Origin of the sequence: Silanimonas sp., from assembly GCF_027531545.1 — a bacterium.
In the GTDB taxonomy this organism is placed as follows: domain Bacteria; phylum Pseudomonadota; class Gammaproteobacteria; order Xanthomonadales; family Xanthomonadaceae; genus Silanimonas.
In genome coordinates this window covers 1-26,776 of sequence record NZ_JAPZSC010000059.1, presented here as the reverse complement: position 1 = coordinate 26,776, position 26,776 = coordinate 1, and the positions used below count along the sequence as shown (strand labels likewise).

At 70.5% G+C, this 26,776-nt stretch carries 21 protein-coding genes, 1 pseudogene and 1 other annotated feature; of the genes and pseudogenes, 14 read left to right on the top strand and 8 right to left on the bottom strand.

What is annotated here, in order from left to right; translation table 11 throughout:
- Positions 1-90: 90 nt before the first annotated feature.
- Positions 91-780 carry a dethiobiotin synthase gene (bioD, locus tag O9280_RS16865; protein WP_298345547.1) on the top strand — a complete coding sequence of 230 codons (690 nt, stop codon included), beginning with the start codon at positions 91-93 and terminating at the stop codon, positions 778-780.
- Here the strand turns inward: bioD and O9280_RS16860 are convergent.
- The 3 genes from O9280_RS16860 to O9280_RS16850 all read right to left on the bottom strand — a co-directional run bounded on the left by O9280_RS16860 (position 768) and on the right by O9280_RS16850 (position 4,590).
- Complete coding sequence (locus tag O9280_RS16860; RefSeq protein ID WP_298345544.1) at positions 768-1,139, bottom strand: 6-carboxytetrahydropterin synthase; 372 nt, start codon at positions 1,137-1,139, stop codon at positions 768-770. The genes bioD and O9280_RS16860 overlap by 13 nt on opposite strands.
- A gap of 58 nt (positions 1,140-1,197) precedes the next feature.
- The gene (locus O9280_RS16855) at positions 1,198-2,073 is read right to left on the bottom strand and encodes an alpha/beta hydrolase (protein ID WP_298345541.1); all 876 of its coding nucleotides are present in this window, start codon (positions 2,071-2,073) and stop codon (positions 1,198-1,200) included.
- A gap of 132 nt (positions 2,074-2,205) precedes the next feature.
- Positions 2,206-4,590 carry a TonB-dependent receptor gene (locus tag O9280_RS16850; RefSeq protein WP_298345538.1) on the bottom strand — a complete coding sequence of 795 codons (2,385 nt, stop codon included), beginning with the start codon at positions 4,588-4,590 and terminating at the stop codon, positions 2,206-2,208.
- Between the two features lie 142 nt (positions 4,591-4,732).
- Between O9280_RS16850 and O9280_RS16845 the strand changes: the two genes are divergently transcribed.
- The 4 genes from O9280_RS16845 (at position 4,733) to O9280_RS16830 (ending at position 10,135) form a co-directional block, all read left to right on the top strand.
- Entirely contained in the window at positions 4,733-6,865 is a 2,133-nt protein-coding gene (locus O9280_RS16845) for an alkaline phosphatase D family protein (protein WP_298345535.1), read from the top strand.
- Positions 6,866-6,908: 43 nt separating this feature from the next.
- Positions 6,909-8,816 (top strand): patatin-like phospholipase family protein, encoded by a 1,908-nt coding sequence (locus tag O9280_RS16840; protein ID WP_298345532.1) that lies wholly within the window; start codon positions 6,909-6,911, stop codon positions 8,814-8,816.
- 208 nt (positions 8,817-9,024) lie between these two features.
- On the top strand, positions 9,025-9,429 hold the full coding sequence (locus tag O9280_RS16835) for a hypothetical protein (protein ID WP_298345528.1): 405 nt from the start codon (positions 9,025-9,027) through the stop codon (positions 9,427-9,429).
- Between the two features lie 61 nt (positions 9,430-9,490).
- On the top strand, positions 9,491-10,135 hold the full coding sequence (locus tag O9280_RS16830) for a response regulator transcription factor (protein ID WP_298345525.1): 645 nt from the start codon (positions 9,491-9,493) through the stop codon (positions 10,133-10,135).
- A 36-nt stretch (positions 10,136-10,171) separates the two neighbouring features.
- Here O9280_RS16830 and O9280_RS16825 read toward each other — a convergent pair whose 3' ends face one another.
- A complete protein-coding gene (locus O9280_RS16825; protein WP_298345522.1) occupies positions 10,172-10,726 on the bottom strand; it encodes a DUF2058 family protein in 555 nt (184 codons plus the stop codon).
- A 171-nt stretch (positions 10,727-10,897) separates the two neighbouring features.
- Between O9280_RS16825 and O9280_RS16820 the strand changes: the two genes are divergently transcribed.
- The 6 genes from O9280_RS16820 (at position 10,898) to O9280_RS16795 (ending at position 19,344) form a co-directional block, all read left to right on the top strand.
- The gene (locus tag O9280_RS16820) at positions 10,898-13,438 is read left to right on the top strand and encodes a cation-translocating P-type ATPase (RefSeq protein ID WP_298345519.1); all 2,541 of its coding nucleotides are present in this window, start codon (positions 10,898-10,900) and stop codon (positions 13,436-13,438) included.
- Positions 13,439-13,639: 201 nt separating this feature from the next.
- The gene (locus O9280_RS16815; protein WP_298345516.1) at positions 13,640-13,993 is read left to right on the top strand and encodes a host attachment protein; all 354 of its coding nucleotides are present in this window, start codon (positions 13,640-13,642) and stop codon (positions 13,991-13,993) included.
- Positions 13,990-14,973 carry a nitroreductase family protein gene (locus O9280_RS16810; RefSeq protein ID WP_298345513.1) on the top strand — a complete coding sequence of 328 codons (984 nt, stop codon included), beginning with the start codon at positions 13,990-13,992 and terminating at the stop codon, positions 14,971-14,973. Before O9280_RS16815 ends, O9280_RS16810 begins: the two co-directional genes overlap by 4 nt.
- A gap of 85 nt (positions 14,974-15,058) precedes the next feature.
- A complete protein-coding gene (locus O9280_RS16805) occupies positions 15,059-15,817 on the top strand; it encodes an ABC transporter ATP-binding protein (RefSeq protein ID WP_298345511.1) in 759 nt (252 codons plus the stop codon).
- On the top strand, positions 15,814-18,186 hold the full coding sequence (locus O9280_RS16800) for an ABC transporter permease (RefSeq protein ID WP_298345508.1): 2,373 nt from the start codon (positions 15,814-15,816) through the stop codon (positions 18,184-18,186). The genes O9280_RS16805 and O9280_RS16800 overlap by 4 nt, the downstream gene beginning before the upstream one ends.
- Positions 18,187-18,189: 3 nt before the next feature.
- A complete protein-coding gene (locus tag O9280_RS16795) occupies positions 18,190-19,344 on the top strand; it encodes an efflux RND transporter periplasmic adaptor subunit (protein ID WP_298345505.1) in 1,155 nt (384 codons plus the stop codon).
- Between the two features lie 19 nt (positions 19,345-19,363).
- Here O9280_RS16795 and O9280_RS16790 read toward each other — a convergent pair whose 3' ends face one another.
- Positions 19,364-20,302, bottom strand: coding sequence for a LysR family transcriptional regulator (locus O9280_RS16790; RefSeq protein WP_298345503.1), 939 nt, complete (start codon positions 20,300-20,302; stop codon positions 19,364-19,366).
- Positions 20,303-20,444: 142 nt separating this feature from the next.
- Between O9280_RS16790 and O9280_RS16785 the strand changes: the two genes are divergently transcribed.
- Together O9280_RS16785 and O9280_RS16780 are read left to right on the top strand one after the other, a co-directional pair.
- Positions 20,445-21,326 carry an SDR family NAD(P)-dependent oxidoreductase gene (locus O9280_RS16785; protein ID WP_298345500.1) on the top strand — a complete coding sequence of 294 codons (882 nt, stop codon included), beginning with the start codon at positions 20,445-20,447 and terminating at the stop codon, positions 21,324-21,326.
- Between the two features lie 17 nt (positions 21,327-21,343).
- Positions 21,344-21,931: an NAD(P)H-dependent oxidoreductase gene (locus O9280_RS16780; RefSeq protein ID WP_298345497.1), complete on the top strand. Its 588-nt coding sequence runs from the start codon at positions 21,344-21,346 to the stop codon at positions 21,929-21,931.
- A 19-nt stretch (positions 21,932-21,950) separates the two neighbouring features.
- Here the strand turns inward: O9280_RS16780 and O9280_RS16775 are convergent, their stop codons facing one another.
- The 3 genes from O9280_RS16775 to O9280_RS16765 all read right to left on the bottom strand — a co-directional run bounded on the left by O9280_RS16775 (position 21,951) and on the right by O9280_RS16765 (position 25,117).
- Positions 21,951-23,756 carry a serine hydrolase gene (locus O9280_RS16775; RefSeq protein WP_298345494.1) on the bottom strand — a complete coding sequence of 602 codons (1,806 nt, stop codon included), beginning with the start codon at positions 23,754-23,756 and terminating at the stop codon, positions 21,951-21,953.
- Positions 23,757-23,831: 75 nt separating this feature from the next.
- Positions 23,832-24,668, bottom strand: coding sequence for an alpha/beta hydrolase (locus O9280_RS16770; protein ID WP_298345491.1), 837 nt, complete (start codon positions 24,666-24,668; stop codon positions 23,832-23,834).
- A gap of 59 nt (positions 24,669-24,727) precedes the next feature.
- Positions 24,728-25,117: a DUF2237 domain-containing protein gene (locus tag O9280_RS16765; RefSeq protein ID WP_298345489.1), complete on the bottom strand. Its 390-nt coding sequence runs from the start codon at positions 25,115-25,117 to the stop codon at positions 24,728-24,730.
- Between the two features lie 123 nt (positions 25,118-25,240).
- On the opposite strand from O9280_RS16765, the pseudogene O9280_RS16760 reads away from it, so the two are divergent.
- Positions 25,241-26,454 (top strand): annotated as a pseudogene (locus O9280_RS16760) (IS3 family transposase).
- Positions 25,519-25,632: a sequence feature (AL1L pseudoknot), on the top strand. Its footprint overlaps the pseudogene before it by 114 nt.
- Positions 26,455-26,776 lie beyond the last annotated feature (322 nt).

The window sequence follows — 26,776 nt, the reverse complement described above, 5'->3', positions numbered from 1 at the left end:
CGCGTTCCGCGGCCGGGGAGGGCAACGATGGGGACGCCCGGCGACGAAGGCAAGCGCGGCCTTCACGGCGGATTCGCCAACAATGGCGGGATGACGACCGCCTTCTTCGTGACCGGCACCGACACCGGCGCCGGCAAGACCTTCACCAGCACCGTCCTCCTGCACGCCTTGCGCCAGCGCGGACTGCGCGCCGTGGGCATGAAGCCCATCGCCAGCGGCAGTGACGAAACGCCGGAAGGCCTGCGCAATGAGGACGCCCTCGCGCTTCAGGCGGCCAGCGATCCGCGCCCCGACTATGTGCTGGTGAATCCTTGGTCATTGCGCGAGCCGACGGCTCCGGAGATCGCCGCGCGCCTCGATGGCGTCGAGGTGACCCTGCCGCCGATCGAAGCGGCGTTCGCGCAGTTGAAGGCCCAGGCCGACGTGGTGCTGGTGGAAGGCGTCGGCGGTTTCCTCGCGCCGGTGAACGCGGTGATCGACCAGTGCGACCTGCCGCGCGCGCTGGGCTTGCCGGTGCTGGTCGTGGTCGGCTTGAAGCTGGGATGCATCAACCACGCGCGGATGACCGTCGAGGCGGTGCACGCGCGGGGCTTCCGCGTGCTGGGCTGGATCGCTTCCGATGTCGAGCCGACGATGCTCTTCCCCGACGACTACTTCGACGCCCTGAAGGCCGCGCTGCCGGTGCCGTGCTTCGGACGCCTGCCGCACTCGCCGGGTGTGGACCCGGCGACGCTCACGGCGCACCTCGTCTTGCCCGAGGGCTTTCCTCAGCCGAGCTGAAGCGTCGCGCGGTCGCCCGACGCCGGGCGGAACACCGACACGCGGACCAGCAGCGGCATCGACGGCTGCAGCTCGCGGGCGATGAAGGCGCAGAGGTTCTCGAGCGTGGCCGGGCCGATGCCCTCCACTTCATCGAGGAATCGGTGGTCGAGGCGTTCGCGCAACGCTGCCAGCTCGCGGCGCACGAAGCCGAGGTCCATCACCATGCCGGTCTCGCGGTCGGGGTCACCGCGCAGCGTGATCTCGGCGTGGTACGTGTGGCCGTGGATCCGCTTGCTCGATTCGATCTCGCCCTCGACGTAGCGGCGCAGCGTGTGCGCGGCTTCGAAGTAGAAGGCTTGGCTGAGCTCGGTGGGCATGGGAATGGCGGGTGGGGCAGGCGCGCATTCTGCCACGGGGCGCCCGGGGGGCCGCCGCTCAGCCCTTCCCGAGGTAGGCCGCCACGCGGCCGGCGGTGGCTTCGGGTTCGGCCAGCATGAAGCAGTGCGAGCCGGCGACCGGCTCGACCCGCACGTGCGGGTGGCGGGCCGCCAGTCGGCGCGCGGACGGGCCGACGAAGGGCAGCGTGCGGTCCCCATGGATGAGCAGGGTCGGCGTGGCGAGCCGGTCGAGTTGCCGCCACAGACCGACGGGACCGGAGCTGAAGATCGTGGCCTCGATGCTCGTCGGGCACTTGAGGGTGACGCCCTCACCGTCCTCGCGGAGGCCGTGCTCGACGTAGGCGCGCAGGGCGTCGTCCTGCCAGTCGGCGAACACACCGCGGCCGCGGAAGCGGGCGAAGGCGTCGTCGCGCGACGGCCAGCGCGTGCGTCGACGACGCGTGGCGCGCACGAGCGGCAGGAGGCCCTGCAGCCCGGTGCGTTCGAGCAGGGCGACGCTGGCTGCCACCAGCGGGGTGTAGATCACCGGATCGAGCAGGACGAGGCGTTGGAACAACGAGGGATCGGCCGCGGCCATCAGGGCGGTGGTCACCCCGCCGAAGCTGTGGCCCACGGCGAACACCGGCACGCGCGGGTTCGGGTGATGGGCTCGGAAGGCGCGAGCAACCATCGCCGCGTTGGCGTTCCAGCCGAGGAAGCGCTCGCCGGCGTCACTGTCGCCGTGGCCTTGGGAATCACAGAGCCAAAGGTCGAAGCGCTCGACCAAAGGCGCGAGCATCGGCGTGTAGGTGCGCGCGCACAGGCCGTTGCCGTGCAGCACATGCAGCAGCGGCAGACCGCGGGGTGGCGTGTGCCAGCCGCGCAGGGTGAGGCCGTGTTCCGGGTCGGCGTGCTGCCAGCGTTCGAGATCCAAGGGCGATGGCTTGCGTTGGGCTGGCGCGCACTATGGCGTCGGCCGAGGCCCTCGGCCAGCCCAAACGAAATCCGCCCCGGGGAGCGGGGCGGACGTCGTGGGACCTGCAAAGAGCGTATCGAGGCTCGTGGATCAGAAGCGGCCGGTCAGCTCCACGCCCCACGTCCGTGGCGACCCAACAATGAACGTCGGCAGGCCGAAGTTGAGGCCGGTGTTGCCGGCGTCGATCAGGTACTCGCGGTCACCGGCGTTCTTCACGAAAGCGCCGAGGTCCCAGCGGCCATCGCCGAACGCCACGCCGACGCGGACGTCGACCAGGCCGTATCCGGCCTGCTCGATGCCGCGCTGGTTCTGGTCCTCGAAGAACACCTGCGAGCGCCAGTTCCAGCTCGGGCGCACATAGGCTTCGAGGCCGTCGCCCACGCCGAAGCGCCAGTCGAGGCCAGCCGAGGCCGAGTGCTCCGGCGTGAGGCGGAAGCGGTTGCCGGCGAGCGACTGGCGGCGGCCGGCGTCGTCGCGCTCGTCGAAGCTGGCGTCCACGTAGCCGTAGGTGAAGAAGCCCTGCAGGCCCTCGCTGGCGCGCAGGATCAGCGAGAGCTCGGCGCCGGTGGCGCTGGCGTTGCCGCCGTTCGCGGTGATCGTGCCGATGCCGTTCGGGTTCAGCACGCTGGCCTGGAAATCGCTGTAGTCGTAATCGAACACCGCCACGTCGTAGGTCAGCGCTTCGCTGAAGGCCGTGCCCTTCAGGCCGATCTCGTAGCTCAACACCACTTCGGCCGGGATGAAGTTCGGCGTGCCGTTGCCGCCGGTCGGGAACTCGATGACGTCCGGGCGACGGCCGCGCGAAACGCTGGCGTAGCCGTTGAGCGTGTCGCTGAAGCGGTAGGCGGCCACGACGCGACCCACGGCCGACGAGTAGGTGTCCTCGGCGTAGCGGCGCGTGACCGGGCGGAACAGGATGTTCGGGATGGCGACGTTGGTCGGCGCCGCCGGCAGCACCTGGCCGAGCGGCGAGAGGCCGCCGAAGGTCAGGGCTTCGTAGCCCGAGCGCACGTCTTCTCGCGTGCCGCGCAGGCCGAGCGTCAGGTCGAAGCGGTCGGTCACCGACCAGGTCCCGTCGGCGAACACGTCCATGGCATCGACCTCGCCGAAGTTCGTGTACTCCTCCCGATGGCTGGCGCGCAGCGGCAGCAGCGTGCCGAGCGGAATGCCCGGGATGCCCAGCGCCGGGAAGCTGGTGTAGCCAAGAAAGGGGGTGAGGTTGGGGTTCAGCGGGCTCACCACGGGCAGCTGGATCAACCCGCCGGTCGCGCCGGCCACACCCGCGCGCAGGGCCGGCGACAGCAGGGCGCCGAGCTGGCGCTCGTCGGTGCTGAACGGAACGCGCTGGAAGCCCTCCTCCTTGAACCAGCTGACGCCGCCGAAGCCGCGGAAGGCGCCGCCGTTGTCGTAGTTGAAGCGGAACTCGTGGCTCCACTGCTCGCCCTCGGCGTCCTCGGCGAATTCCAGCGCGTTGAGCTGCGAGCCGTCGGCGTCGAACTCTTCCAGCGAAGCGAACTCGCGCCAGCCGCTGATCGTCGAGAGGCTCCACGACTCGTTGATGGCGAACTGGCCCAGCACGGTGAAGCCGGTGACGTGGCGGTCGAGGCCGAGCTGCTCGCCGCGGTTGAGGTCGGCGGTGCCATCGAACAGGTCGCGGCTGCCCGCGCGCGTCCGCAGCACATTGGTGCGGAAGGCAGTGCCCGGCGGGGTGTCGACCTGGTGGTTGAAGATCACATCGACGCGGTTCGTGTCACCGAGGTCGAGGCCGAAGGACAGGCGCAGCGCGCTGGTGTCCTTGCCGTTGAGGTGGCCGCCCGAGAGGTTCTCGACGAAGCCCTCGTTCTTCTCGTGGTAGACCGCGAGGCGCATCGCCAGCGATTCCGACAGCGGGGCGTTCGCGTAGCCGCTGGCGCGGCGCCAAGCGTCGCTGCCCAGGCCGACGGTGAAGCCGCTCTCGTAGCCCTGGAAGGCCTTCTTCTGCACCAGGTGCACCGCGCCGACCTGCGCACCGCGGCCGAACAGCGTGCCCTGCGGACCGCGCAGCACCTCGACGCGCTCGAGGTCGAAGGGCTGCACCACGGCGCCGCGGGCGCGCGAGATGGCGATGCCGTCCTGAAACACGGAGACGCGCGGCGGCGAGAACGAGGCGCCGCTGTCCGAGGTGATGCCGCGGATCACGAAGCCGGGGTTGTTCGGGCTCTGCTCCTGCACTTCGAGGCCGGGCACGAGGTTGCCGATGTCGTCCATGCCGGTGATGCCGAAGCCCTCGAGGAACTCGCCCGAGTAGGCGCTGATCGCGATCGGCACATCCTGAACCTGCTGCTCGCGCTTCTGCGCCGTCACCACGATGGTGTCGATCATCGTGGCGTCGACGCTGGCGGCCCCGGCGGCGGGGGCGTCCTGGGCGAACGCGGGGGCGGCGACGAGGACGAGGGCGGCGTGGATCGCCGAGGCGAGCAGGGTGGCGCGACGCATCGAGGGGAACTCCATGGGGTGTTGGAGGCGCCAGCGTCGTCGCGCGGCGTTGCAATGCCGTTAAAAGCGACAACCGGTCACGGTCCTGAAAGATGCGGGGGCTGGAATAGCCGGCTGCCTTCCCCCCTCTGTTGGCCACCCGATGCCCCCCATCAGCCGCCGCGCCGTGCTGCGCCTGCTTTCCGTGACCGCCGCCGCCGTGGTGTTGCCGCTGCATGCCCGCCGCTTCGCGGCCACGCTGCCCATCGATGCATCCCTGTTCCCGCAGGCGGTCGCTTCCGGCGACCCGTCGGCGCGCAGCGTGGTCCTGTGGACACGCCTCGCGCCGTCGGCATGGGGCCGCGAGGTCGTGCTGCAGGTTGCCGAGGACGCGGGCTTCGAACGCCTTCGCGTCGAGCGCCCGTTCGCCGTGGGCGCCGAGACCGATGGCTGCCTGAAGGTCCGCGTCGATGATCTCGATCCCGGCACCGCCTGGCATTACCGCTTCGTCATCGAGGGCGAGCCCGCGGCCGCGTCGCCCGTGGGCCGCACCCTCACCCTCCCGGGCGATGACGAGGAGCGCGACCTGCGCCTCGCCGTGCTCAGCTGCCAGGACTACAACGGCCGCTGGTACAACACGCTGCTGCCGCTGCTGGAGGAGCCGCTCGATGCCATCGTGCATCTCGGCGACTTCATCTACGAGACCACGGGCGATCCGTCCTTCCAGAGCGGCGACGGGCGGCGGGTGGTGTTCGACGACGCGGCGGGCGCGCTGACGCTCGGCGATGGCGGGTTCCAGTCGGCGCGCAGCCTCGACAACTACCGCCAGCTGCACCGCGAATACCGCACGGACCCGGTGCTGCAGGCCTTGCTGGCGAAGGCGCCGCTGATCGCCATCTGGGACGACCATGAGTTCGCCGACGACGCCTGGCAGGACGTGGCGACCTTCCACGACGGCCGCCAGGACGAACGCGATGCGGCGCGGCGGCGGGCGTCGGAGCAGGCGTGGTTCGAGTACATGCCGGTCGATGTCGGCGGCGCGTTCGAAGGCGCGGCCGTGGACGCTGGCGCGCTGCACCCCGCGACGCGCATTTGGCGCGAGTTCCGTTTCGGCCGTCGAGCGTCGCTGTGCATGACCGACTACCGCAGTGCCCGTCCCGACCACCTCGTTCCCGAAGATGCGTTCCCCGGCGCCATGGTGTTCGACGAGCCGACGCTGCAGGACGCCCTTCCGCGCATCGGCGAATCCTTTGACGGGTGGCGTTCGCGGCTTCAGCCCTACATCGACATCAACACGCCCGAGTACCGGCGCTGGCGCCGGCCCTTGGCCCGCGCGCTGCACAAAGCCTATGCCGCCGAGGGCCTCGCGAAGGCGGACGTCCGGGCGAGGGTCGATGCCGTTCTCGCCGCGCCGATGGCCTTGCCGGTGGTCAACGCCATCCTCGCCCGCCACGACGCGGCCGCGCCGTTCTCCCTCGATGCGGGCGCCATCCCCGAAACCCCCGACCTGCCGCGCGGCCTGAGCTGGGCCGGGGTGGGCAAGTCGCGATTGTTCGATCCTGTCGGCAGCCGCTATTTCGTGCTGGCCGAGGGCTTCGGCCTGTTGGCCCGCTTGCGTGCCGCCGGCGTCGGCGGTCCGCTCGGCAGCGCATTGGGCGCCCCGCAGGCCGCGTGGCTGGCCGGCGCCGCCGAGCGCCACCGCGATGCGCGCTGGCGCCTTGTCGCCAGTTCGGTGTCCTTCACCCCGTTGCGCCTCGACCTGCGCCGGCCCGAGATCCAGGCCCCCGCCGGCTGGGCGCACGAGGTGCTGCTCAACGTCGACCACTGGGATGGCTTTCCCGTGGAGCGCGACGCCTGGCTCGACCACTTCGACGGCGAGGGTGCGGTCCTGCTCAGTGGCGATATCCACGCCAGCTTCGCCAGCCAGCACCGCCCGCGTGTCGTCGAGTTCACGACGCCGGCGGTGTCGTCGAAGAGCCTCGGCGCCATCCTCGAACGCAATGCCGGTGGCGACGCCGCGACGCGCGAGGCGGGGGCTCGCCTCGCCGCGAACCTCGACGCCCTCCTGCTCGCCGGCTATGGCGGCCTGCGTTATGCGCAGACACGGCGCAACGGCGCGATGCTGCTGGCGATCGGTCGCGACGAATTGCGGGTCCGCTATCTCGAGCTGGAGGCGGAGCGAGTCGCCGAGCGCCACTACGCGGATCCGCTGGCCCTGGCGACGGCGCGGCATGAACGCCGCTTCCGCGTGCGTCGCGAGGACGGGTCGCTGACGCTGGTGGCCGATCCGGACTGAGCCGTCGTGACGGCGCGGGGCCGGCATCGCCTACCATGCGGCGATGCCCACGCCCGCACCGCCATCGGACGCCGCCGGCTTCCACCAGCGCCTGCTCGAGGATACCCTCGCCGAGGTGTTTGGCGAGCTCGAGCCGGGCCTTTTCGCCAGCCTCCAGCCGCGGCTCACCACGCTCGAGCTGGCGGGTGGCACGGTCCTGATGCGCGAGGGTGAGCCTTCCGATGCGCTCTATCTCGTGCTCTCGGGGCGGCTCGTCGCCAGCCGGGGTGCGGATGCGGTGCTCGGCGAAATCGGCCGCGGCGAACCGATCGGCGAAATGGGGGTGATCACCGGCGCGCCGCGCACTGCCACCGTGCGCGCGCTGCGCGACAGCGTGCTGGTGCGGCTCGATGGGGTCGACTTCATCGACGTCTTGCAGCGCTGGCCACGTGCCGGGCTGCCGCTCGCGCGCAAGCTGATCGAACGCCTGTCGAGGAAGCGTGGCGGTGCGCGGCGACAGGGCTTCATCAACGTCTGCGTGCTGCCTTTGCAGGCGGCACTCGACGGCGATGCCCTCGCGTCGCGCCTGCACGCCGAGCTCTCCGCGCTGTCGGCGGACGAGACGTCGGCCGGCGCGTTCGCCCTGCACGATCGCCGCAGCGTGGAAGCGGCACTCGGCCTGGATATCGAGTCCGTGGAAGCCGAGGCGCTCGGCGAGCATCGACGCCTGCTCGACTGGCTCGACCAGCAGGAAGCCGCGCATGCGCTGCAGGTGTTCGTGGCCGATGCGGCCGACACCGCCTGGACGCGCCTGTGCCTTCGGCAGGCCGACCTGGTGTTGCTGGCGACCGATGCCGATGCCGACCCCGCGCCGCAGGGCGTGGAGCTCGCCCACCTCGTTGGCGACGCGCGGCGCATCGCCGCGCACCAGTCGCTGTGGCTGGTGCATCCCGACGACCGGCGACGGCCCCGCGATACCGCGGCCTGGTTGGCGGCGCGCCCGCACCTCGCGGTCGATGGCCTGTCGCACCTGCACCTGCGGCGTGGGCATCCCGGTGATTGGCGGCGTGTTGCGCGCATCGTCGCGGGCCGCGCCATCGGCCTCGTGCTGGCCGGCGGTGGAGCGCGCGGCTTCGCCCACGTGGGCGTGATGCAGGCGCTCGAAGAGCAGGGCATCGAATGGGATGTCGTCGGCGGCACCAGCATCGGCGCGGTGATGGGCTTCTACGCCGCCACCGGCCTGCCGGCTTCGCGCATGCGTGCGCTGGCCGGCGAGGCGTTCCGCCGTAACCCGACCGGCGACGTGAACTGGGTGCCGGTGATGTCGCTGCTGCGTGGCCGACGCCTGAAGCGCGTCATCGACGACGCCGTCGCCGAGGCGTTCGACGGCGCAGCGGACATCGAGGACCTGTGGAGGCCGTTCTTCTGCGTGGCGTCGAACTGCTCGCGGCAGCGCGCCGACGTGCTGCGGCGCGGCCGCCTGTCGGAGGCGCTGCGCGCCAGCGTGTCGATCCCGGCCGCGCTGCCGCCGGTGCTGCGCGACGGCGAGTTGCTCGTCGATGGCGGCACCTTCAACAACTACCCCGTCGACCTGATGCGCGCGGCGGGCGCGGCGCGGGTGATCGGCGTGGACCTGAGCCAGGACGCCTACCGCGCGCTCGACCACGCCGACGTGCCGTCGCCTTGGGCGTTCCTGCTCGACCGTCTGTTCCGTCGTCGCGACGGACGGCGCTACAAGGATTTCCCGAGCCTCGGGACGACGGTGGTCAACGTCGCGTTGATGGCCAGCACCTCGCACCAGAAGCGCATGCGCGAGCTCGTCGACCTCGCGTTCCAACCCGATGTGTCGGATGTTGGCCTGCTGCAGTGGCGTGCGTTCGATCGCGTGGGCGCGATCGGGCTCGACCACGCACGCGCCGTGCTTGCGACGCGCGAGGACTTCAAGCGTTCTCGGCCGGGAGATCGAGACTAGTCCGCGCAATGCGTTTCGTGATTCGGGAAAAGCCCGATCAGCAAACGTGACCACGTTCGCAGGCCAGCGCGCCGTTTTTCCGAATGCAAACGCGCGTCCGTGACGCCCGTCCAGGATCCAAACAGAAGTCGTTGCAGATGCGCCGGGAGGAGGGTCGCGCCTTACCGTCATCACATCCGGGCCGCCGGCCCCGATCGACGAGGACGCCATGAGCATCCGCTGCCCCGATTTCGACGCCAGTACGCTGGAAGCCCTGACCGGGGACGATCCCCGGCAGTTGCGCCGCTTCTACCTCATGTTCCAGGCCGTGTGCCGATGGCAACACGAGGCACTGTGCCGCGAGGCCTCGCAAGGCCACTTCGAGGAGGCGGCCCGGTGCGCCCGACGCCTGAAGGCTTCGTGCTTCACCGTCGGTGCTTTGGCGCTGGGCCATGCGTACAGCCGCATCGAATCCGTCGCCAGCCGTTGGAACGGCAATGAGTTGCGTGCCAGCCTTGCCGACATCGAAGCGCAGTTGGAGTACACGCTCGCCAACCTCGGCGATATCGCCGTAGGCATCGCCGGGCGAGAGATGCCGGTTCCGCGCCGGTTCGCCACCGAGGCCCGTCCATGAAGATCGCTCGCGCAGCGGTAGGGTAGCCTTGGGCGTGGGGACCAGGGATCGGGAGGCGCGCATGCCGGTGATCGTGTGGGTGGTCGACGATGACGACCACCTTCGTACTCTGCTCGTCGACGTGCTGAAGGCGTTCGGACTGGACGCCCGAGGCGCGTCCGGTGCCGACGCCTTCCTGATCGCGTTCGCGGAAGTGGGGCGAAGCCGCCCACAGGTGCTGTCGATCGACTACTCGATGCCCGGCACCGACGGCATCGCCGCGCTGCGTCTGGCGAGGCGAGTAGGCTTCGACGGCCCGGCGCTGATGCTGTCCGGCGTCGTCGACCTGCCCCATGTGGTCGAAGCGATGCAGCAGGGCATGCTCACCGTGTTGACCAAGCCGGTCGACCTCGAAGCCTATGCCCGCGAAGTCGGCGAAGCCGCCGCCGTGGCCGAGCAGGAGCACCGTCGCCGCGAGGAACGGGAGCGGCAGAGCGCCCGGTTCGCCCTGTTGACCGCACGCGAGTCGGAGGTCCTGGTGGCCTTGGGCGAGGGCTTGATGAACAAGCAGGTCGCTGATCGATTGGGCCTCAGCATCAAGACGGTGGAGACGCATCGCCACCACCTGATGGCGAAGCTCGAACTGCATACCGCGGGTTCCCTGATGCGCTGCGCGGTCGAGTACCGACTGCGTGCGGCGGACGAGGGGCGCGAAACCCTGCACTGAAGCCGCGGTTTCCTCGGGGAGGCCCGAGGCGGCGTGTCACCAGATCAGATCGTCCGGCACCGTGAACTGGGCGTAGTAGGCGTCGTCCTCGCTGCTGCCCGCGGTGGGCGCGGTGTCGGCCGCGCTGCGGTTGTCGAGCACGATCAGATCGGGGGCGCGCTCGCGCACCTTCTCCGCGGCGATTCGCGGCAACAGCGCCACGCCCTCGTCGAAGCGCACGATCACCAGTTGCCCGTTGGCGAGCTGGCGGCGCGTGGCCTCATCGACGAGCAGGCTGCGGATGGCGCCGTCGATCGGGTAGCGGTACTCGATGTCGCCCTTCACCACCACGCGCTTGTCGAGGGTGATCTGCCGGGCCTGCGCGCGCAGCGCCTTGGCCTGCGCCTCGGCCTTCTGGGCCGCGGCCAGCGCGCGGTCGCGTTCGATTTTCTCCTCGCGGGCGCGCTCCGCTTCGCGCTGGATCTCGGCGGCGGCGGAAGGCGCCTCGCCGCGACGGGCCTTCTCCTGCTCGCGCGCGGCCTCGGCGGCCTTCGACTTCTTCGCGAGTCCGGCCTTGAGCAGCTGTTCCTGCAGGGCGTTGAGCTTGGCCATGGGGCGACGGGCGGTAAGGGTTTCGGGGCGGCAAGGATACCGCCGACGGTTGGTGCCGTCGGCGAACGTGGGGGCGTTGACGGCGATCAAGCCGCGGCAGCGCGATGGGATCAGGCTTCGTGCATGCTCCCGTCGGGGCGCGTCCCCCTGCGAGGGCCCATGCCTCCTCCCGTGTCCCCCACGCAAAGCGGTGGCCTGAGCAGCGAAGAGGCGCGCGAGCGCCTCCGTCGCTTCGGTCCGAACCGCCTGCCCGAGCCCGCGAGGAAGCGGGCGGGCGCCTTGCTCCTCGAGGTGTTGCGGGAGCCGATGTTCCTGCTGCTGGTGCTCGCAGCCGCGCTCTACGTGGTGCTCGGCGATGCGGCCGAGGGCGCGCTGTTGGGCTTGTTCGCCGCGCTTTCGGTGGGCCTCGTCGTCGTGCAGGAAGTCCGCAGCGAGCGGGCGCTCGAGGCCCTGCGGGCGATGGCCGCCCCGGTGGCGAGGGTTCGGCGCGACGGCCGGGTGCAGGCCATCCCCGCGGCCGACCTGGTGCCCGGCGACTGGATCCTCGTGGGCGAGGGCGAGCGCATTCCTGCCGACGCCGTGCTGCGCGAGGGCAGCGCGCTGCGCGTCGACGAATCCCTGCTCACCGGCGAGTCGGTGCCCGTCGCCAAACAGGTCGCACCCATGGGCGTGGCGGATCCCGGCCTGCCCGGTGGCGAGGGCGGCGCGGGGGTGTTCGCGGGCACGCTGGTGGTCTCCGGGCACGGTCTCGCGGAGGTCGTGTGCACGGGGCTCGGCACGCAGGCCGGTCGGATCGGCGCGTCGCTCGCGGGCATCGTGGTCGAGAAGACCTTGCTGCAGCAGTCGATGGGCCGGCTGGTCCGCGTGCTGGGGCTGATGGCGGGCGTCGTCAGCGTGGCGGTGTTCGTGCTCTACGGCCTGCGGCGCGGCGAATGGATGGAGGGCGCGCTCTCCGGCATCGCCGTGGCGATGGCCTTGCTGCCGGAAGAGTTCCCGATGGCCTTCGCGGTATTCATGGCCTTCGGCGCGTGGCGCCTCGCCCAGATGCGCATCCTCGCGCGGCGTCCAGCGGTCATCGAGACGCTGGGCGCTGCCAGCGTGCTGTGTGTCGACAAGACCGGCACCTTGACCGAGAACCGGATGCGCGTGCGTGCCTTGCTCTCACCCGAGGGCGAGGCGTGGATCGATGCGTCAACGCGCGAGGTGCCTGAGCACGTGCATCGGCTGCTCGAACACGCGGTGTTGGCCAGCCGCCCGGACGCGGTCGACCCGATGGACCGTGCGGTGCGCCACGCCGGTGATGCGACGCTGGCCGACACCGAGCACCTTCATGCCGACTGGCCGTTGGCGCGGCAGTACGGTTTGAGCGCGGCGTTGCTCGCCTACTCGCAGGCGTGGGTGCGTGACGAGGGCGGCATCATCGTGGCGACCAAGGGCGCGCCGGAGACCATCGCGGGTCTGTGCGGGCTCGACGCCGCGGCCACGTCCGCGATGCTGGCCGACGTGGCCCGGCTCGCGGCAGGCGGATTGCGCGTGCTCGCCGTGGCGCATGCCGGGCCTTTCGAATCGGCACCCGACGATCCGCGGAGCGTGGCCTTCATCTTCGATGGCCTCGTGGGCTTCCAGGACCCGCTGCGGCCGTCCGCACCGCAAGCGATCGCCGAGGCGCGCTCGGCCGGCATCCGCGTGGTGATGATCACCGGCGATTTCCCCGGCACGGCGCTCGCCATCGCGGCCCAGGCCGGCATCGAGACGGCCGCCGGTGCGCTGTCCGGCACCGAGCTTGCGGCACTCGATGATCCGGCGCTCGACGCCGCCGTGGCGCGCGTCTCGGTGTTCGCGCGCATCCGCCCCGAGCAGAAATTGCGCCTGGTCGAAGCGTTCAAGCGGCGTGGCGAGGTCGTTGCGATGACCGGTGACGGCGTCAATGACGCGCCCGCCCTGAAGGCTGCGCATATCGGCCTCGCAATGGCCCGCAGTGGCACGGACGTGGCGCGCGAGGCGGCGGCGATCTCCTTGCTCGAAGACGACATCGGCCACATCGTCGACGGCGTGCGCATGGGGCGGCGCATCTTCGACAACCTGCGCAAGGTGCTGCTCTACATCGTGGCGATCCACGTGCCGATTGCTGGATTGGCCCTGCTTCCGGTACTGCTTGGCTGGTCGCCGCTGCTGCTACCCATGCACGTGGTGCTGATCCAGATGGTGGTCGACCCCATCTGCGCCATCGCCTTCGAGAGCGAGCCGGGCGAACGCGACCTGATGGCGCGTCCGCCGCGTCTGGCGGCGGAACCGCTGCTTGGTGTTCCGCAACTGCTCCTGGGCGCCGTGCAGGGTCTTCTCCTTCTTGCCGGCGTCATCGGCCTGCACATCGGGGCGGTGGCCAAAGGCGTGGCGGAGGATGAAGCGCGCACCCTGGCCTTCATCGCGCTGACCGCGGGCAACTTCGCGCTGGTGCGCATCAACGGTGCTCGCGGTGCGGCGCTGCCGCGCTTGTTCGAAGCCGGCCACCGGGCCTACTGGATCGTCATGGCGGTGGCGGGCGCCATCGTCGCCACCTGCGTGCTTTGGCCGACGGCCGCGGCGTTGTTCGGTTTCGCAGCTCCGGGGATGCCCGCCACCCTCGTGGCGCTCGGGGTCGGTCTCGGCGCCGCAGCCTTGTTCGAGCCGCTGAAGGGCTGGCCCCCGATGCGGCGGGCGCTCGGCGGCTGAGTCCCGCCCCTCAGCGGCGCGCCAGCAGCGCGACCGACTCGCGGTCGAGGAAGGGCAGCGCGTTCATGTCGGACCTCGCGCACGGAAGGGAACGACCGTCGTTGTCCGACGTCGGGGCCGCGTGCGGCTTGATCCGGGTCAAGCGCCGGGGCGCGTCACGGGCGTGTAATGGGGTCCTGTCGCCTTTCCACGGAGTGTCCCATGGCTGCTACTTGGGTGGTCGTCGCCGACCGGGCCAAGGCTTGGTTCTTTTCCTTCGATCCGAGCGATGCGGAGGCGGGTTTCCTCGAGATCGTGGACTCTCCCAGCTCGGACGGCCGCCTCTCGGGTTGGGAGCTGGGCGAGGAGCGGTCGCCGAGCACCCATGACCGCATGGGGCACGGCCGGCATGCCATCGAGCCGCACACGACCCCCGAGGACAAGGTGGCCCACCGGTTCGCCGCCGCGCTCGCCGCGCAGGTGCTGCGCCTCGCGGTGGCGGAGGTCGACGAGGACCTGTGCAGTGCGTCCCCCGTGGCCATTCGTCAGGCGGTCCCGCCGATCCCCCGCACGTGAGCGCGCGCCTCGTGGCCGATCCCGTTCTCACCTTGGACACGCTGCGCGATCTGGTCGCGTTGGCCGTGTATGCGCCTTCGAGCCACAACACCCAGCCATGGCGATTCCGGCTGGCGCCGGCGTCGATCGACCTGCTGGCGGACCGCACCCGCGCGCTGCCGGTGAACGATCCTTTCGACCGGGAACTCGTCATCAGCTGCGGGGCGGCCCTGATGGCCCTGCGGGTCGCGGCGGCCGCGAAGGGTCTCGCCGCGGACGTCCGGCTCCTGCCGGACCCCGCGGATCACGACGTTCTCGCGCGCGTGGTCGTCGGGCGCGGTGTGGTCGAGCCGGGTCTCGCGGACCTCGCCGCGCACCTCCTGGCGCGATGCACCTATCGCAAGGCCTTCGATCCCCAAGCCGTGCCCGACGAGACGATGGCGGCCCTCGGCGCCGCGGCCGCCCTCGAGGGCGGCGACCTGCGGGTGCTCGACGGCGATCAGCGGAAGCTGGCCGGTGAACTCGTCGCCGAAGGCGATCACCACCTGTGGAACGACCCGCGCTGGCGTCGCGAACTGGCGATGTGGATGCATCCGCGCCGCGACGGGGATGGTCTGGCCGTCCCTGCGCTCGCGGCGCCGGTCGCGCAGGCCGTCGTGCGCACCTTCGACATGGGCGATGGCCTGGCGGCGAAGGACCAGCAGCTGCTCCTCGGATCGCCGTCCTTGACCGTGCTGGCCACCGAGGAAGACGACCCGCGCGCTTGGCTGCATGCCGGTCAGGCGCTGCAGCGGGCCCTCCTCGAAGGTTGTCGCCGGGGCTTGCAGGCGTCCTACCTGAACCAGCCCATCGAGGTGCCGGCCTTGCGCCAACGCCTGCGTGAAGCACTCGGCACGCCCGGCCATCCGCAGGTGCTGCTGCGCTGGGGCCATCCGGCCGGGCCCGTGGCCCCGACGCCCCGGCGCCCGATCGATGCGGTGATCGAATCCGCCGTCGCCTGAGGACGGCCATGGGCATCGGTGCCATGCTGGCCCCATGGACGGGAGTGCCCCGGTAGACGGGTCGCGGGTGGACGAGGAGGAGGGCATGCCAGAGTCCGGAGCGCCGCACACGGGCGGCGAACACGAGGTCCCCTCGCCCGCGCCGGCGGCCCTGAGCGTCCGCGGCCTCGAGCGCGTGTTCGGCGCCGGCCCCGGCGCCGTGCACGCGTTGCGCGGCGTCGATCTCGAGCTGATGCAGGGCGAGATCGTCGTGCTGCTCGGCCCGTCCGGCTCCGGCAAGTCGACGCTGCTGAACATCCTCGGCGGGCTCGACCGGCCGACGGCCGGCGACGTCTGTTTCGAAGGCGATTCGCTCGCGGCGAAGAGTGATCGGGCGCTGACGGCTTACCGCCGCGACGCCGTGGGCTTCATCTTCCAGTTCTACAACCTGATCCCCAGCCTGACGGCCGAGGAGAACGTCCAGCTCGCGACCGACATCGCGCGCGATCCGATGCCGCCCGCCGAAGCGCTGGCGCTCGTCGGCCTGTCGGCGCGGGCAACGCACTTCCCGTCCGAACTCTCCGGCGGCGAGCAGCAGCGGGTGGCCATCGCCCGCGCCCTGGCGAAGCGCCCGCGCGTGCTGCTCTGCGACGAGCCCACCGGCGCGCTCGACCTGCGCACCGGCATCACCACGCTCGAGGCCCTGGTGGCGGCGAACCGCAGCACCGGCACGCTGCTGATGATGGTGACGCACAACGCCGACATCGCCCGCGTCGCCGACCGGGTCATCCACTTCGCCGACGGCGCCATCCGCGAAGTGATCCGCAACGAGCGCCGCGTGTCGCCCGCGGAGCTGCACTGGTGAAGACCGCCTCGCCGCTCCGCCGCAAGCTCTGGCGCGACCTGTGGCGGACGCGCGCGCAGGGGTTCACCGTGGTGGTGGTGCTGGCGATCGGCGTCGGTTTGATGGTCGCCTCGCTTGGCGTTCGGCATTCGCTCATCGACGCGCGGGACGCCTACTACGCCGACAACCGGTTGGCCGACCTCCAAGTGGCCCTGGTGCGCGCCCCGCGCCCCCTGGCGGCACGCGTCGCCGCGCTTCCCGGCGTGCAGGCCTTGTCGGCACGCGTGGTGGCTGGCGCCATCATCGAGCTGGGCGTGGCCGAGCCGCCGGTCAGTGCCCGCGTAGTGTCGCTGGCGCCGGACGGCGAGGAAGCGGTGAACCAGCCCTGGCTCGTGGCCGGGCGGTGGCCCGTTGCTGCGCGCAGCGACGAAGTGCTGGTGAACGAGGCCTTCGCCACCGCCCGCGGCCTGCAGCCCGGATCGCGCCTGCCCTTGCTGCTGCGCGGCCAGCGCGCCGAGGTCATCATCGTCGGCATCGCCAATTCGCCGGAGTTCGTCTTCGTCAGCCCGCCCGGCGAGCTGTTCCCGCAGCCCGATCGCTTCGCCGTGCTGTGGATGCCGCAGCGCGCGCTGGAGCAGGCCGCGCAGATGGCCGGGGCCTTCAACGACCTCGTCCTGCGGCTGGCGCCCGGGCAGGCGGTGGCGCCGGTGGCGGAGGCGCTCGACGGCCTGCTGGCGCGGTATGGCGCGCAGCGGGCGCAGGGCCGCGATCGCATCCCCTCGGCCCGATTCCTCGATCAGGAGGTGCAGCAATTGGCGACGATGGCGAAGATCCTGCCGCCGATCTTCCTCGCCGTCGCCGCCTTCCTGCTCGCGATCATCCTCGGCCGGTTGATCGACGCCGAGCGCTCGAACATCGGCCTGATGAAGGCCTTCGGCTACCACGCGGGCGAAGTGGGCTGGCGCTACGCCGGCTTTCCTCTCGTTCTCGTGCTGATGGGCCTTGCCGGTGGGCTCGTGCTGGGCACCGGGATCGGCCGCTGGATGGCGGATCTCTACCTCGAGATCTACCGACTTCCCGCGCTGCCGTTCCGCCACGATGCCGCCGCCATCGCGCTGTCGATCGCCACCGCCTTCGTCGCCGCGGCGATCGGTACCGCGGCCCCGCTGCGTCGCGTGATCCTGCTGCCGCCGGCGCAGGCCCTCGCGCCGCCGCCGCCGCCGCGCTATCGGGCCGCGGCCGGCGGCCTGGAGCGCCTGTACCACCAGCTCGAAGTGCCCGCGCGGATCGTGCTGCGGCGGCTCACGGGCGCCCCGCGCCGCTCGCTGACGACGGTGGCCGGGCTCGCTTGCGCGGTCATGCTGCTCGTGGTGTCGAGCCGCTTCCCGCTGGCCATCGACCGCCTGCTCTCGCTGACCTTTTCGGAATCCAAGCGGCAGGACGTCGCCCTCACGCTGATCGAACCGCAGGGCCGGGCGGACGTTCTCGCCCTGTCGCGGCTGCCCGGCGTGTCCGAGGTGGAGGCCTTCCGCTATGCCAGCGTCGAGTTCAGCGCGCACGGTCGCCGCGTCGAGGAGGTCCTCACTGGCCTGCCCGCCGATGGGCGGCTGGAGCGACTCGTCGACGTGGACGGACGCGCGCAGGCCCTGCGCGACGATGGCTTGGTGGTGACGGCGGGCCTCGCCCGCGCGCTGGCGGTGGTGCCCGGGGATCGTGTCGCGGTGCGCTTCACGGAGGGGTTGCGGCGCACCGTCGACCTGCCGGTCGTCGCCGTCGTGACCGTCGCCAGTGGCATGGGTGCCTACCTCGACCTCGCCGCCCTGCAGCGCCTCGCCGGCGAGCCGGGGCGCGTGTCGGGTGCCAACGCGCGGCTCGATCCGGCCGCGCTGCCCGCGTTCAACGCCGCGGTGAACCGCACACCGGGGCTCGCGGGCGTCTCTTACGTCGGCTTGGCCGAGGCCTCGATGCGGCGCATCTTCGACGAGGGCGCGGGAACCATGGACGCCCTGTTCGCCGCCTTCGCCATCGTCATGGCCGCCGGCATCGCCTACGCCACCGCCTCGGTGACGCTGGCCGAGCAGCGGCGCGATCTCGCCACGCTGAAGGTGCTCGGCTTCACGCCGGTCGAGGTGTCGGCCCTGCTGGTGGTCGAAGTGCTCGTGCTCACCGTGGTCGCCCTGCCGCTCGGCGTGTGGCTGGGGCAGCATGCGGCGAACGCCTTCCTCGCCGCGATGGGCACCGACCTGTTCACCTTCCCCGACATCCACGATGCCGCCGCCGATGCCCGCGCGGCGCTCATCGTCGTCGCGTCCGTGCTGGCGGCCCTGCTGGTCGTGCGTCGGGGCATAGATCGCATCGATCTCGTCGAATCGCTGAAATCCCGGGAGTAAGCCGTGCCGAATCCCCTTCGCCAACGTACCCGGTGGCTGGCTCTCGCAACGGCGGCCGTCGTTGTTCTTCTGGTGCTCGCGTGGTGGTGGCCACGGGCGCTGCCCGTCGAGGCCGTCACGGTCGCGCGCGGCGATCTGGCGAGCAGCGTGGTGGACCTCGGCGAGACCCGCGTCCGCGAGCCCTACGTGATCACCGCGCCGGTGGCCGGGCGGCTTCGTCGCATCACGCTGGACGTCGGCGATCCCGTCGCCCAGGACGCGGTGCTGGCCTGGATCGATCCGGCGTCGAGCACGCCGCTCGATGGGCGCACGCGCGCCAGCCTCGAAGCCGCCCTGCGGCAGGCGCGGTCCACGCGCGATCGTGCCGGCGCCCATGCGCAACTCGCGGCGGACGAGGCCGAACGCACGGCCCGGCTGTGGGCGCAGCGCCTGGTGTCCGAGCAGACGCACCGGGCCGCGCAGTTGATGCGACGCGAGGCCGAGGCCGAGCGTGCGGCGGCCGATGCCGGTGTGGCCCGCATCGAAGCCGAACTCGCCGAGTCGCAGGCGGGCGGGAGCGCGGCGGTCGCGGTGCTGTCGCCGATCGAGGGCCGCGTGCTGGCACGCCAGGTCGAGAGCGCGAAGCCCGTGCTGGTTGGCGAGGCCTTGATGGAGGTCGGGCGTCCCGACGCGCTCGAAGTCGTGGCGGAGTTCCTCTCGCAGGACGCCGCCCTGATGCGCGAAGGCGCGCCGGCCTGGATCGAAGGCTGGGGCGGCGCAGCGGTGCCGGCGCGGGTGCGGCGCATCGCCCCAAGCGGACGCCTGAAGGTATCCGCCCTCGGCGTCGAGGAGCGTCGCGTCGACGTCTGGCTGGACCCGGCCGAGCCGATGCCCGGTGCCGGGCACGGCTTCCAGGTGGAGGCCCGTGTCGAGATTGCTCGCGTGGAAGGCGTGGTGCGCGTGCCGGTGGAATCGCTGGTGCGCGATGGCGAAGGATGGCGCGCATGGCGCATCGACGCCGGGCGAGTGAACGCCGTGCCGGTGACCGTCGGCCTCACCGATGGCCGCTGGCGCGAGGTGCGCTCCGGGCTCGCCGCGGGCGACGTGATCGTCGCGGCGCCGGACCGCCAACTCGCCGAAGGCCTGCGCGTGTCGCCGCGGGACGTCGCGCGGGATTGAGGCCCGGGTCCTCTTTCCCTCATCGCCCGGCGACGACCGACGCCGACGGCGGACCGCCCCGGAACACCTCGGCATAGAGCGCGATCGCCCAGTCGACGAAGGCACGGACGCGCGCACTCAGATGCCGGTTGCGGGGATACATCACGAACAGCGGGAAGGGCTCCGGGTCCCAGGCCTCGAGGATGCGCACGAGGCGTCCATCGGCGAGTGCATCCAAGACGACGCCGCTGCTCGGGAACTGGCCGATCCCCAGCCCCTCGACGACCAAGGCGCGGTAGGTGTCGGCATCGTTGGTGCCCACGCGGTGGGGCAGCGGGGTCTCCTCGACGCGGCCGTCGATCGTGAAATCCAGGGGCATCGCCTTCCCGGTCTTCGCCGAGAAGAAGTTGACGGCCCGGTGCCCCTCCAGAGCCTGAGGTGATGCGGGGGTGCCGAATCGGCCGAGATAGGCCGGCGAGGCGCAGGTGATGACCGGAAACTCTCCGAGCTTCCGCGCCACCAGCGATTCATCCAGCACGTTGCCGCCGCGGATGACGCAGTCGACGCTCTCGAGGATCAGGTCGACGGGCCGGTCGCTGCTGCCCAATTCCACGGTGATGCCGGGGTAGCGCTCCAGGAAGCCGGGCAGTGCCGGTGCGATGACGTGCCGTCCGGCCGAGGCCGGGACGTCCACCCGGATGCGTCCGCGAGGCGATCCGACGCGTCCGCGCAGCCGGTCCTCGACCTCGGTGATCTCGCCGAGGAGTCGCTGCGACCAGTCGAGATACGCCGTGCCCTCGTCGCTGAGGGAGACGCGTCGTGTCGTCCGGACAAGCAGCTTGACGCCGAGGTGCTCCTCCAGCTGCGACACCCGTTGGGACACCGTCGCGTTGGGCAGGTCCAGAGCCTCGGCGGCCCGCGAGAAGCTGCCGAGTTCGGCCACCTTGGCGAAGGTCTGCATCGCCTTGATCAGGTCCATGCGCGCCGCTCCCGGATTGATTATTCGTATCGTGCGAATAGTAATTCCATTTTCCCCCGATTAATCAGGAATGGTGCGGGCCTTACCGTGGCAACAGGCCCTTCGCCGCCGGCGATCGGGCACCCACCCACGGAGAGTTTCCATGAAGCAAACCATCCTGTTGACCGGCGCCTCGGGCGGATTCGGTCGTCTCGCCACCACCGCCCTGTTGGCGCGCGGCCATCGCGTGGTCGCGACCGTTCGCGATCCGGCCGGACGCAATGCCACGCAGGCGAAAGCCCTCGAGGCCGAAGGCGCGACGGTCGTCGAGATGGACGTCAGCGACGATGACAGCGTCGAGCGGGGTGTCCGCCAGGCGGTGCACGCCCTGGGCGGCCGCCTCGATGTCGTGGTCAACAACGCCGGCGTCGGCGTGCATGGCCTGCAGGAGGCGTTCACCAGCGCCGACTGGCAGCGGCTCTTCGATATCAACGTGTTCGGCGTCGCCCGGGTCAACCGGGCCGCGTTGCCGACGATGCACGCCCAGCGATCGGGCCTGCTGATCCACGTGTCGAGCCTGCTGGGTCGCGTGGTCATGCCCTTCTACGGCCCTTACAACGCGAGCAAGTGGGCGCTCGAGGCACTGGCCGAGAACTACCGGGTCGAACTCGCGCCGGTGGGCATCGACAGCGTCATCGTCGAGCCCGGCGGCTTCAACACGGCGTTCAGCAGCCACCTGATGCCCCCGTCCGATGCCGGTCGAGAAGCGGCCTATGGCGAGTTCGCCCGCCAGCGGGAACTCGCGCTCAAGGGCTTCATCGCCATGGTGGACGCCACGCCGGCGCAGGACCCCCGGTGCGTCGCCGAGGCGATCGCGGATCTGGTCGACCGTCCGGCAGGCCAGCGCCCTTTCCGCACGCCGGTGGACTTCCTCGGCATGACCAACGCCATCGCCCCCTACAACCAGCAGCTCGAATCCCTCCACCGCGGCCTGTACGACGGCATGGGGATCGGGGCGCTGCTCGACCGCAACCCCAGAACCTGAGCGACCCGGAGCCGCCAATGAAGATCCTCGTCAATGTCTTCCATCCCAACCTCGCCGCCTCGCGCGTCAACCGGCGATGGGCGAGTGCGCTGGCCGAGCGGCCCGAAGTGACCGTCCATCGCGTGTACGAGCGCTATCCCGACTGGCGGATCGACGTCGAACATGAAAAGTCGCTGCTCCTCACGCATGACCGCATCGTCTTCCAGCATCCGTTCTTGTGGTACTCCACGCCGCCGCTGATGAAGAAGTGGCTGGACGATGTGTTGACCTACGGCTGGGCCTATGGGCCCGGGGGGCACGCCCTGAGGGGCAAGGCATGGGTCTCCGCCATCTCGACGGGCGGGCCGGCGACGTCCTACCAGGCGGGGGGCTACAACCACTATGCGATGAGCGAACTGCTGAAGCCCCTGCAGCAGACGGCCAACCTGCTGGGCATGACCTTCCTGCCCGCCTACGTGCTGCATGGCGCGGTAGAGCTCGCCGACGACGCGCTGGAGGCGTCGGCCGACGCGCTGCTGCGGCACCTCCTCGACCCGGAGTTGGACCCCGGGGTGCGACTGGCCCGCCTGCTGAGACGGATGGAAGAGACGAGCGTCGTGCTTTAGGGAACGTCCGCGCTCGCGCTCAGTCCGTGCACTCCGTCTGGGGCAGGGCGCCGGAGAACCGCCGGATCGGCGTGCTCGTGAGCACACCGGCCGCATCGATCTCCAGGGTGACCCGCTCGCCGTTCTCGGGCCGCAGCGTCATGGTGCCGACCAGGGGCAGAGGGAAGTTGGTCACGGCGAGTCCTTCCGTTCGATTGAACGGCGTGCCGGCCACCGGCCGCCCCATGTCGCCCCGGTAGCTGCCATCGGCTTGGCGCTCGAGCAGCACCACGGACCAGCCGGGCGTGCCGTCGCCGTCGTAGGTGTAGCCGGCGAGGAACATGCGGCTGCCTTGGTGCACCACGTTCACGCCCCAACCCGGGGCCTCGGGGTTCCACCACAGGCCGCTGAGGTTGCCCGAGCCAGCACGGGAGCCGACGGTGAACACGCAGGTGGGGGGCTTGGCATCGATCGCGAAGGGCACCAGCTTGCGCGTGCGGACGGGCTCGCTGCCCAACTTCACGCCGAACTCGAGATCGCCGTTGCTCGCGAAGAGAAGCGTCACCGTGCCGAGGACTGCAGGGGTCCGCTGGGGCGGTACGGGCCCGGTGCCGGGCGCGAAGGGGCTGCCCGTCCAGCGCACGATGTCCCCCCGGAGCACGCCCTGTGCGTCGGGCTTCAGCGACTCGAGGGAAAACCACTCCGGACTGCCGTCTTCGCCGTAGGTCATCCAGACCGGGAACACCTGTTCGCCGACATGGGAGACGGCCAGCGTCCAGCCCGGCTCGAGCGGAGCCCAGTACAAAGCCGTGTGGTTGCGCGGCGGCACGGGCGGCAGGAGACGTGACAGGAAGGCCACGTCGTCGAAGCGACCGCCCGCCGACTTCGGCCCGTTGCGCGCGACCACCAGTTGAAGTGAAGGAATGACGTACAGCCGTTGCTCGTAGGCGCCGGCCGCCATGGCGAAGTCGTCGGGAAGGAACGCGGCTTCGATCAGGCCGAGGATGTGGCGTTCGAACTGCGGTGCCGTTTGTGCGAGCGAATCGGGGACCTCGCGATTCAGCCACCAATACAGGCCATAGGCGGGGTTGGGCGTCGTTCCCGTCAACGCCTGTTCGAGCCGGTCCTGCGAAATCAGGGTTTGGCCTTTCCAGCGCCCGCCAAGCCGCACCATTTCGCCGAGGTTGGCCCATTCGCGCGTCCGCACGTAGGCGCCGCCGCTGAGCTGCGGGTTGCCGTCGCTGAAATTGCCGCGCCAGCTCACCTGGATGCCCAGTGGACCGAACAGGCGACGCTGCATGTAGTCCGCCACCTTCTCACTGCCGAGCTTGCGCTGCAGGGCAGCGCCGAACACGTTCGGCGCGCTGCCGTAATCGAAGAGCGTGCCCGGGTCGGCGACGGCCTTGGCCTGCAGGAAGCTTTCCCAGCTGCTCTGCTCCTTCACGTCATCAAGGCCGCTCGTCATCGTGAGCAGGTGGCGCCAGGTGATGCGCGAGCGCCGGGGATCGCTGCTCCACTCGGGCACCACCTCGGCCACCGGGTCGTCCAGCCGGTACAGCCCGTCCTCGGCGGCCATGGCCCCGAATAGGCCGGTGAAGCCCTTCGTGCCGCTGGCCAGCAGCACCTGCGTGTTCGCGTTGCCGCCGTTGGCATACGACTCATGGATCAGTTGGCCGTCGTGCAGGATGACGAGCCCCTGGCCCCCCGCCGACTCGTGGTAGGCGCGCGCGGCGGCGATCTGGTCGGCGGTCGGGGGCGGGGCGGCCCAGAGCATGCCGGCGGCCAGCGTGCCGAGCAGCGCCAGCCCGTGCTGGACCCGCGGGAGGAGGGTGCGTGTGATGCCCATGGCGAGGTGCCTCTTCAGACGGTTTGAGGCGGCAAACGCGCGGAGGCGCCTTCGGTTGACCGCCTGCCGCGGGGATCAGGGGGCCGCGTGCGCCGCCAGCCAGGCCACGAGGTCGGACCGCACTTTCTCCCGACCGATTTCGTGCAGGGTCTCGTGGCGCATGCCGGGCAGGGCCACGAAGGTCTTATCGGTGCTGGGCGCCAAGGGGAACAGCGCACGGCTCGCGTCGAAGGCGGTCAGTGGGTCGGCCTCGCCGTGCATCAGGTAGAGCGGCATCGTCAGGCGGGCCACGGCCGCGGGTGCTGCCGCCATCGCCGTTTCGAGCGCGATGAACCAGCCTGCGCGCGCCTGGTGGAGGATCAGCGGGTCGGCATCGTGAAGTGCGATCTCGTCCGGATCACTCGTCAGATGCGCGCCGGTGATGCCGCTGGGCATCGAGAACACAGGCAGCAGTCGGCCCAGAACGTGCGCGGCCAGCAGCTTCAGCGGGTTCACCGCGAGCGCGCGGGCGAACATCGGGCTGCTGAGCGCCAAGGCGCGGCAGCGCTGGGGTACCGAGGCGGCGAAATGCGTGGCGATCAGCCCGCCCATCGAATGGCCGAACACCAGCGCGGTGCCGTCCGTGCCCGCCGTGAGAGCCGAGAAGGCGGCGCGGGTGTCATCCAGATAGTCCTCGAAGCGACGGAGGTGCGCCCGACGCCCCTCCGAACGCCCATGCCCGCGCAGATCGAACGCGAGCGCGTCGAAGCCCGCGTCGGCCAGCGCGTCGAGCAGTTCGAGGTAGCGGCCGCTGTGCTCGGCGAAGCCGTGGATCACCAGCACCCGCGCCCCGGGTGTCGTCGCTGTATGGCGCCGAAAGAACAGTCGCGTGCCATCGTTGCTGGTGAGGAAACCGTCCGTCGTCGTGGCCATCGGGCCTCCTGTCATGCATCGTCGGTATGGCCCCACGGGGCTGCCGGTCCCGTGCGGGCTCAGTCCGCCGCGTCGTCTTCGATCGCGTGGTAGCGCAGCGCGGCCAGCGGGACGATCTGCATGGCCTTCTCGTGCGTCGCTTCGAGACGGATCGGCGGCGCGACACCGGCTTCGAAGGCCTGCATCCAGCGCGAGGCGCAGACGCACCACGAATCGCCGGGCTTCAGGCCGGGGAAGCCGAACTCGGGCCGCGGCGTCACGAGATCGTTGCCGGCGCGCACCGAGAACTCGAGGAACTCCGCGGTGAGCTTGGCACAGACCGTGTGGCTGCCGCGGTCATTCTCGTCGGTGCGGCAGCAGCCGTCGCGGAACCAGCCGGTCTTCGGGTCGTGGCTGCAGTCCTCGAGCGGGGTACCGAGGACGTTGAGGGGACGTCGGGACTGAGTCATGGGGCGCAGTGTCTACTGAACGGCGATCTCGTATGCATCCATCTAGGCTCAATTAGCACCGCAGTCGACACATTGAACCGCCCCGGCTTTCTCGGAGGCTCCGAACCTTGAGAGGATTGGAGCATGAACAGATTGGCGAGGTACGCACCCGAGGTGCGTGAGCGGGCGGTTCGGATGGTGCTGGAGCACCAGTCCGAGTATTCGTCGCAGTGGGCGGCGATCGGTGCGGTGGCGGCGAAGATTGGCTGCCAGCCCGAGACCCTGCGGATCTGGGTGCGGCAGGCCGAGCGCAACCAGGGCTTGCGGCCGGGTCCGACGACCGACGACAAGGCGCGGCTGAAGCAGCTCGAGAAGGAGAACCGCGAGCTGCGGCAGGCGAACGAGATCCTGCGCAAGGCGTCGGCGTTTTTTGCCCAGGCGGAGCTCGACCGCCGCGCCAAACGGTGATCGCGTTCATCGACGCGCATCGCGGACTGGGGATCGAGCCGATCTGCAGGGAACTGAAGATCGCCCCTTCGACCTACCACCTGGACAAGGCCCGCGAGGCCGCGCCGGAGACGCGGCCGGCCCGCTGGCATCGTGACGAGGCGCTGTCGGCGACGATCGAACGCGTCTGGCGCGAGAACAAGTCGGTGTACGGCGCGGACAAGGTCTGGAAGTAGCTTCACCGCGAGGGGGTGGCGGCGGCCCGCTGCACGGTCGAGCGGCTGATGCGGCGGGCCGGTCTGAAGGGCGTTCGGCGCGGCGATCCGAAGCGTTGGCGGCCCATCGCCGAGGTCGAGGAGAAGCCGCTGGACAAGGTCAACCGCCAGTTCAAGGCCGATCGGCCGAATGCGCTGTGGGTCTCGGACTTCACGTATATCGCCACGTGGCAGGGCTTCGTCTACGCGGCCTTCGTCATCGACGTCTTCGCGCGGCGGATCGTCGGCTGGCGGGTGTCGGGCTCGGCGCAGACGCAGTTCGTGCTGGACGCGCTGGAGCAGGCGGTGTGGAGCCGTCGACCGGGGGAGAAGCTAGTGCACCACAGCGATCGCGGCAGCCAATATGTGTTGATCCGCTACACCGACCGCCTGTTGGACGCCGGGATCGAGCCCTCGGTGGGCAGCGTGGGCCACTCCTACGACAACGCGCTGGCCGAGACGGTGATCGGCCTGTTCAAGACCGAGGTGATCTACCGGCGGACCTGGCGGGGCCGCGAGGACGTCGAATGGGCGGTCGCCGATTGGGTGCAGTGGTACAACACAAAGCGACTGCTGGGGCCGATCGGCTACATTCCCCCGGCGGAAGCAGAAGCGGCGTTCTACGCCGAAACCAGCAGTTACGCCAAAGCGGCGTGACTCAATGAAAACAGCCTCCGGAAAAGCCGGGGCGGTTCAGGCCTGACGATTGTGTGTCTCAGGTCACGACCCTTAGCAGCGGTTCCCCGGCATGCAGTTTGTGAGTCGCCCGCCTACTCAAGATCGAGGGGGGCGTCGGAGGGGGGCGTGGGAACTACTCGAGATCGGCGGGGGGGGGGGGCGTCGAACTCACTCTAGTGATGATCGCCGTGTGAGCAATGGCGAAAATTCCGTGTCAACCCCGTCCTATAAAGCGCGCTTCAAAGGTGACTGAATCAAGTAAGACAAACCTTCCAATTGGAACGCCGACTTGGATCGTCAT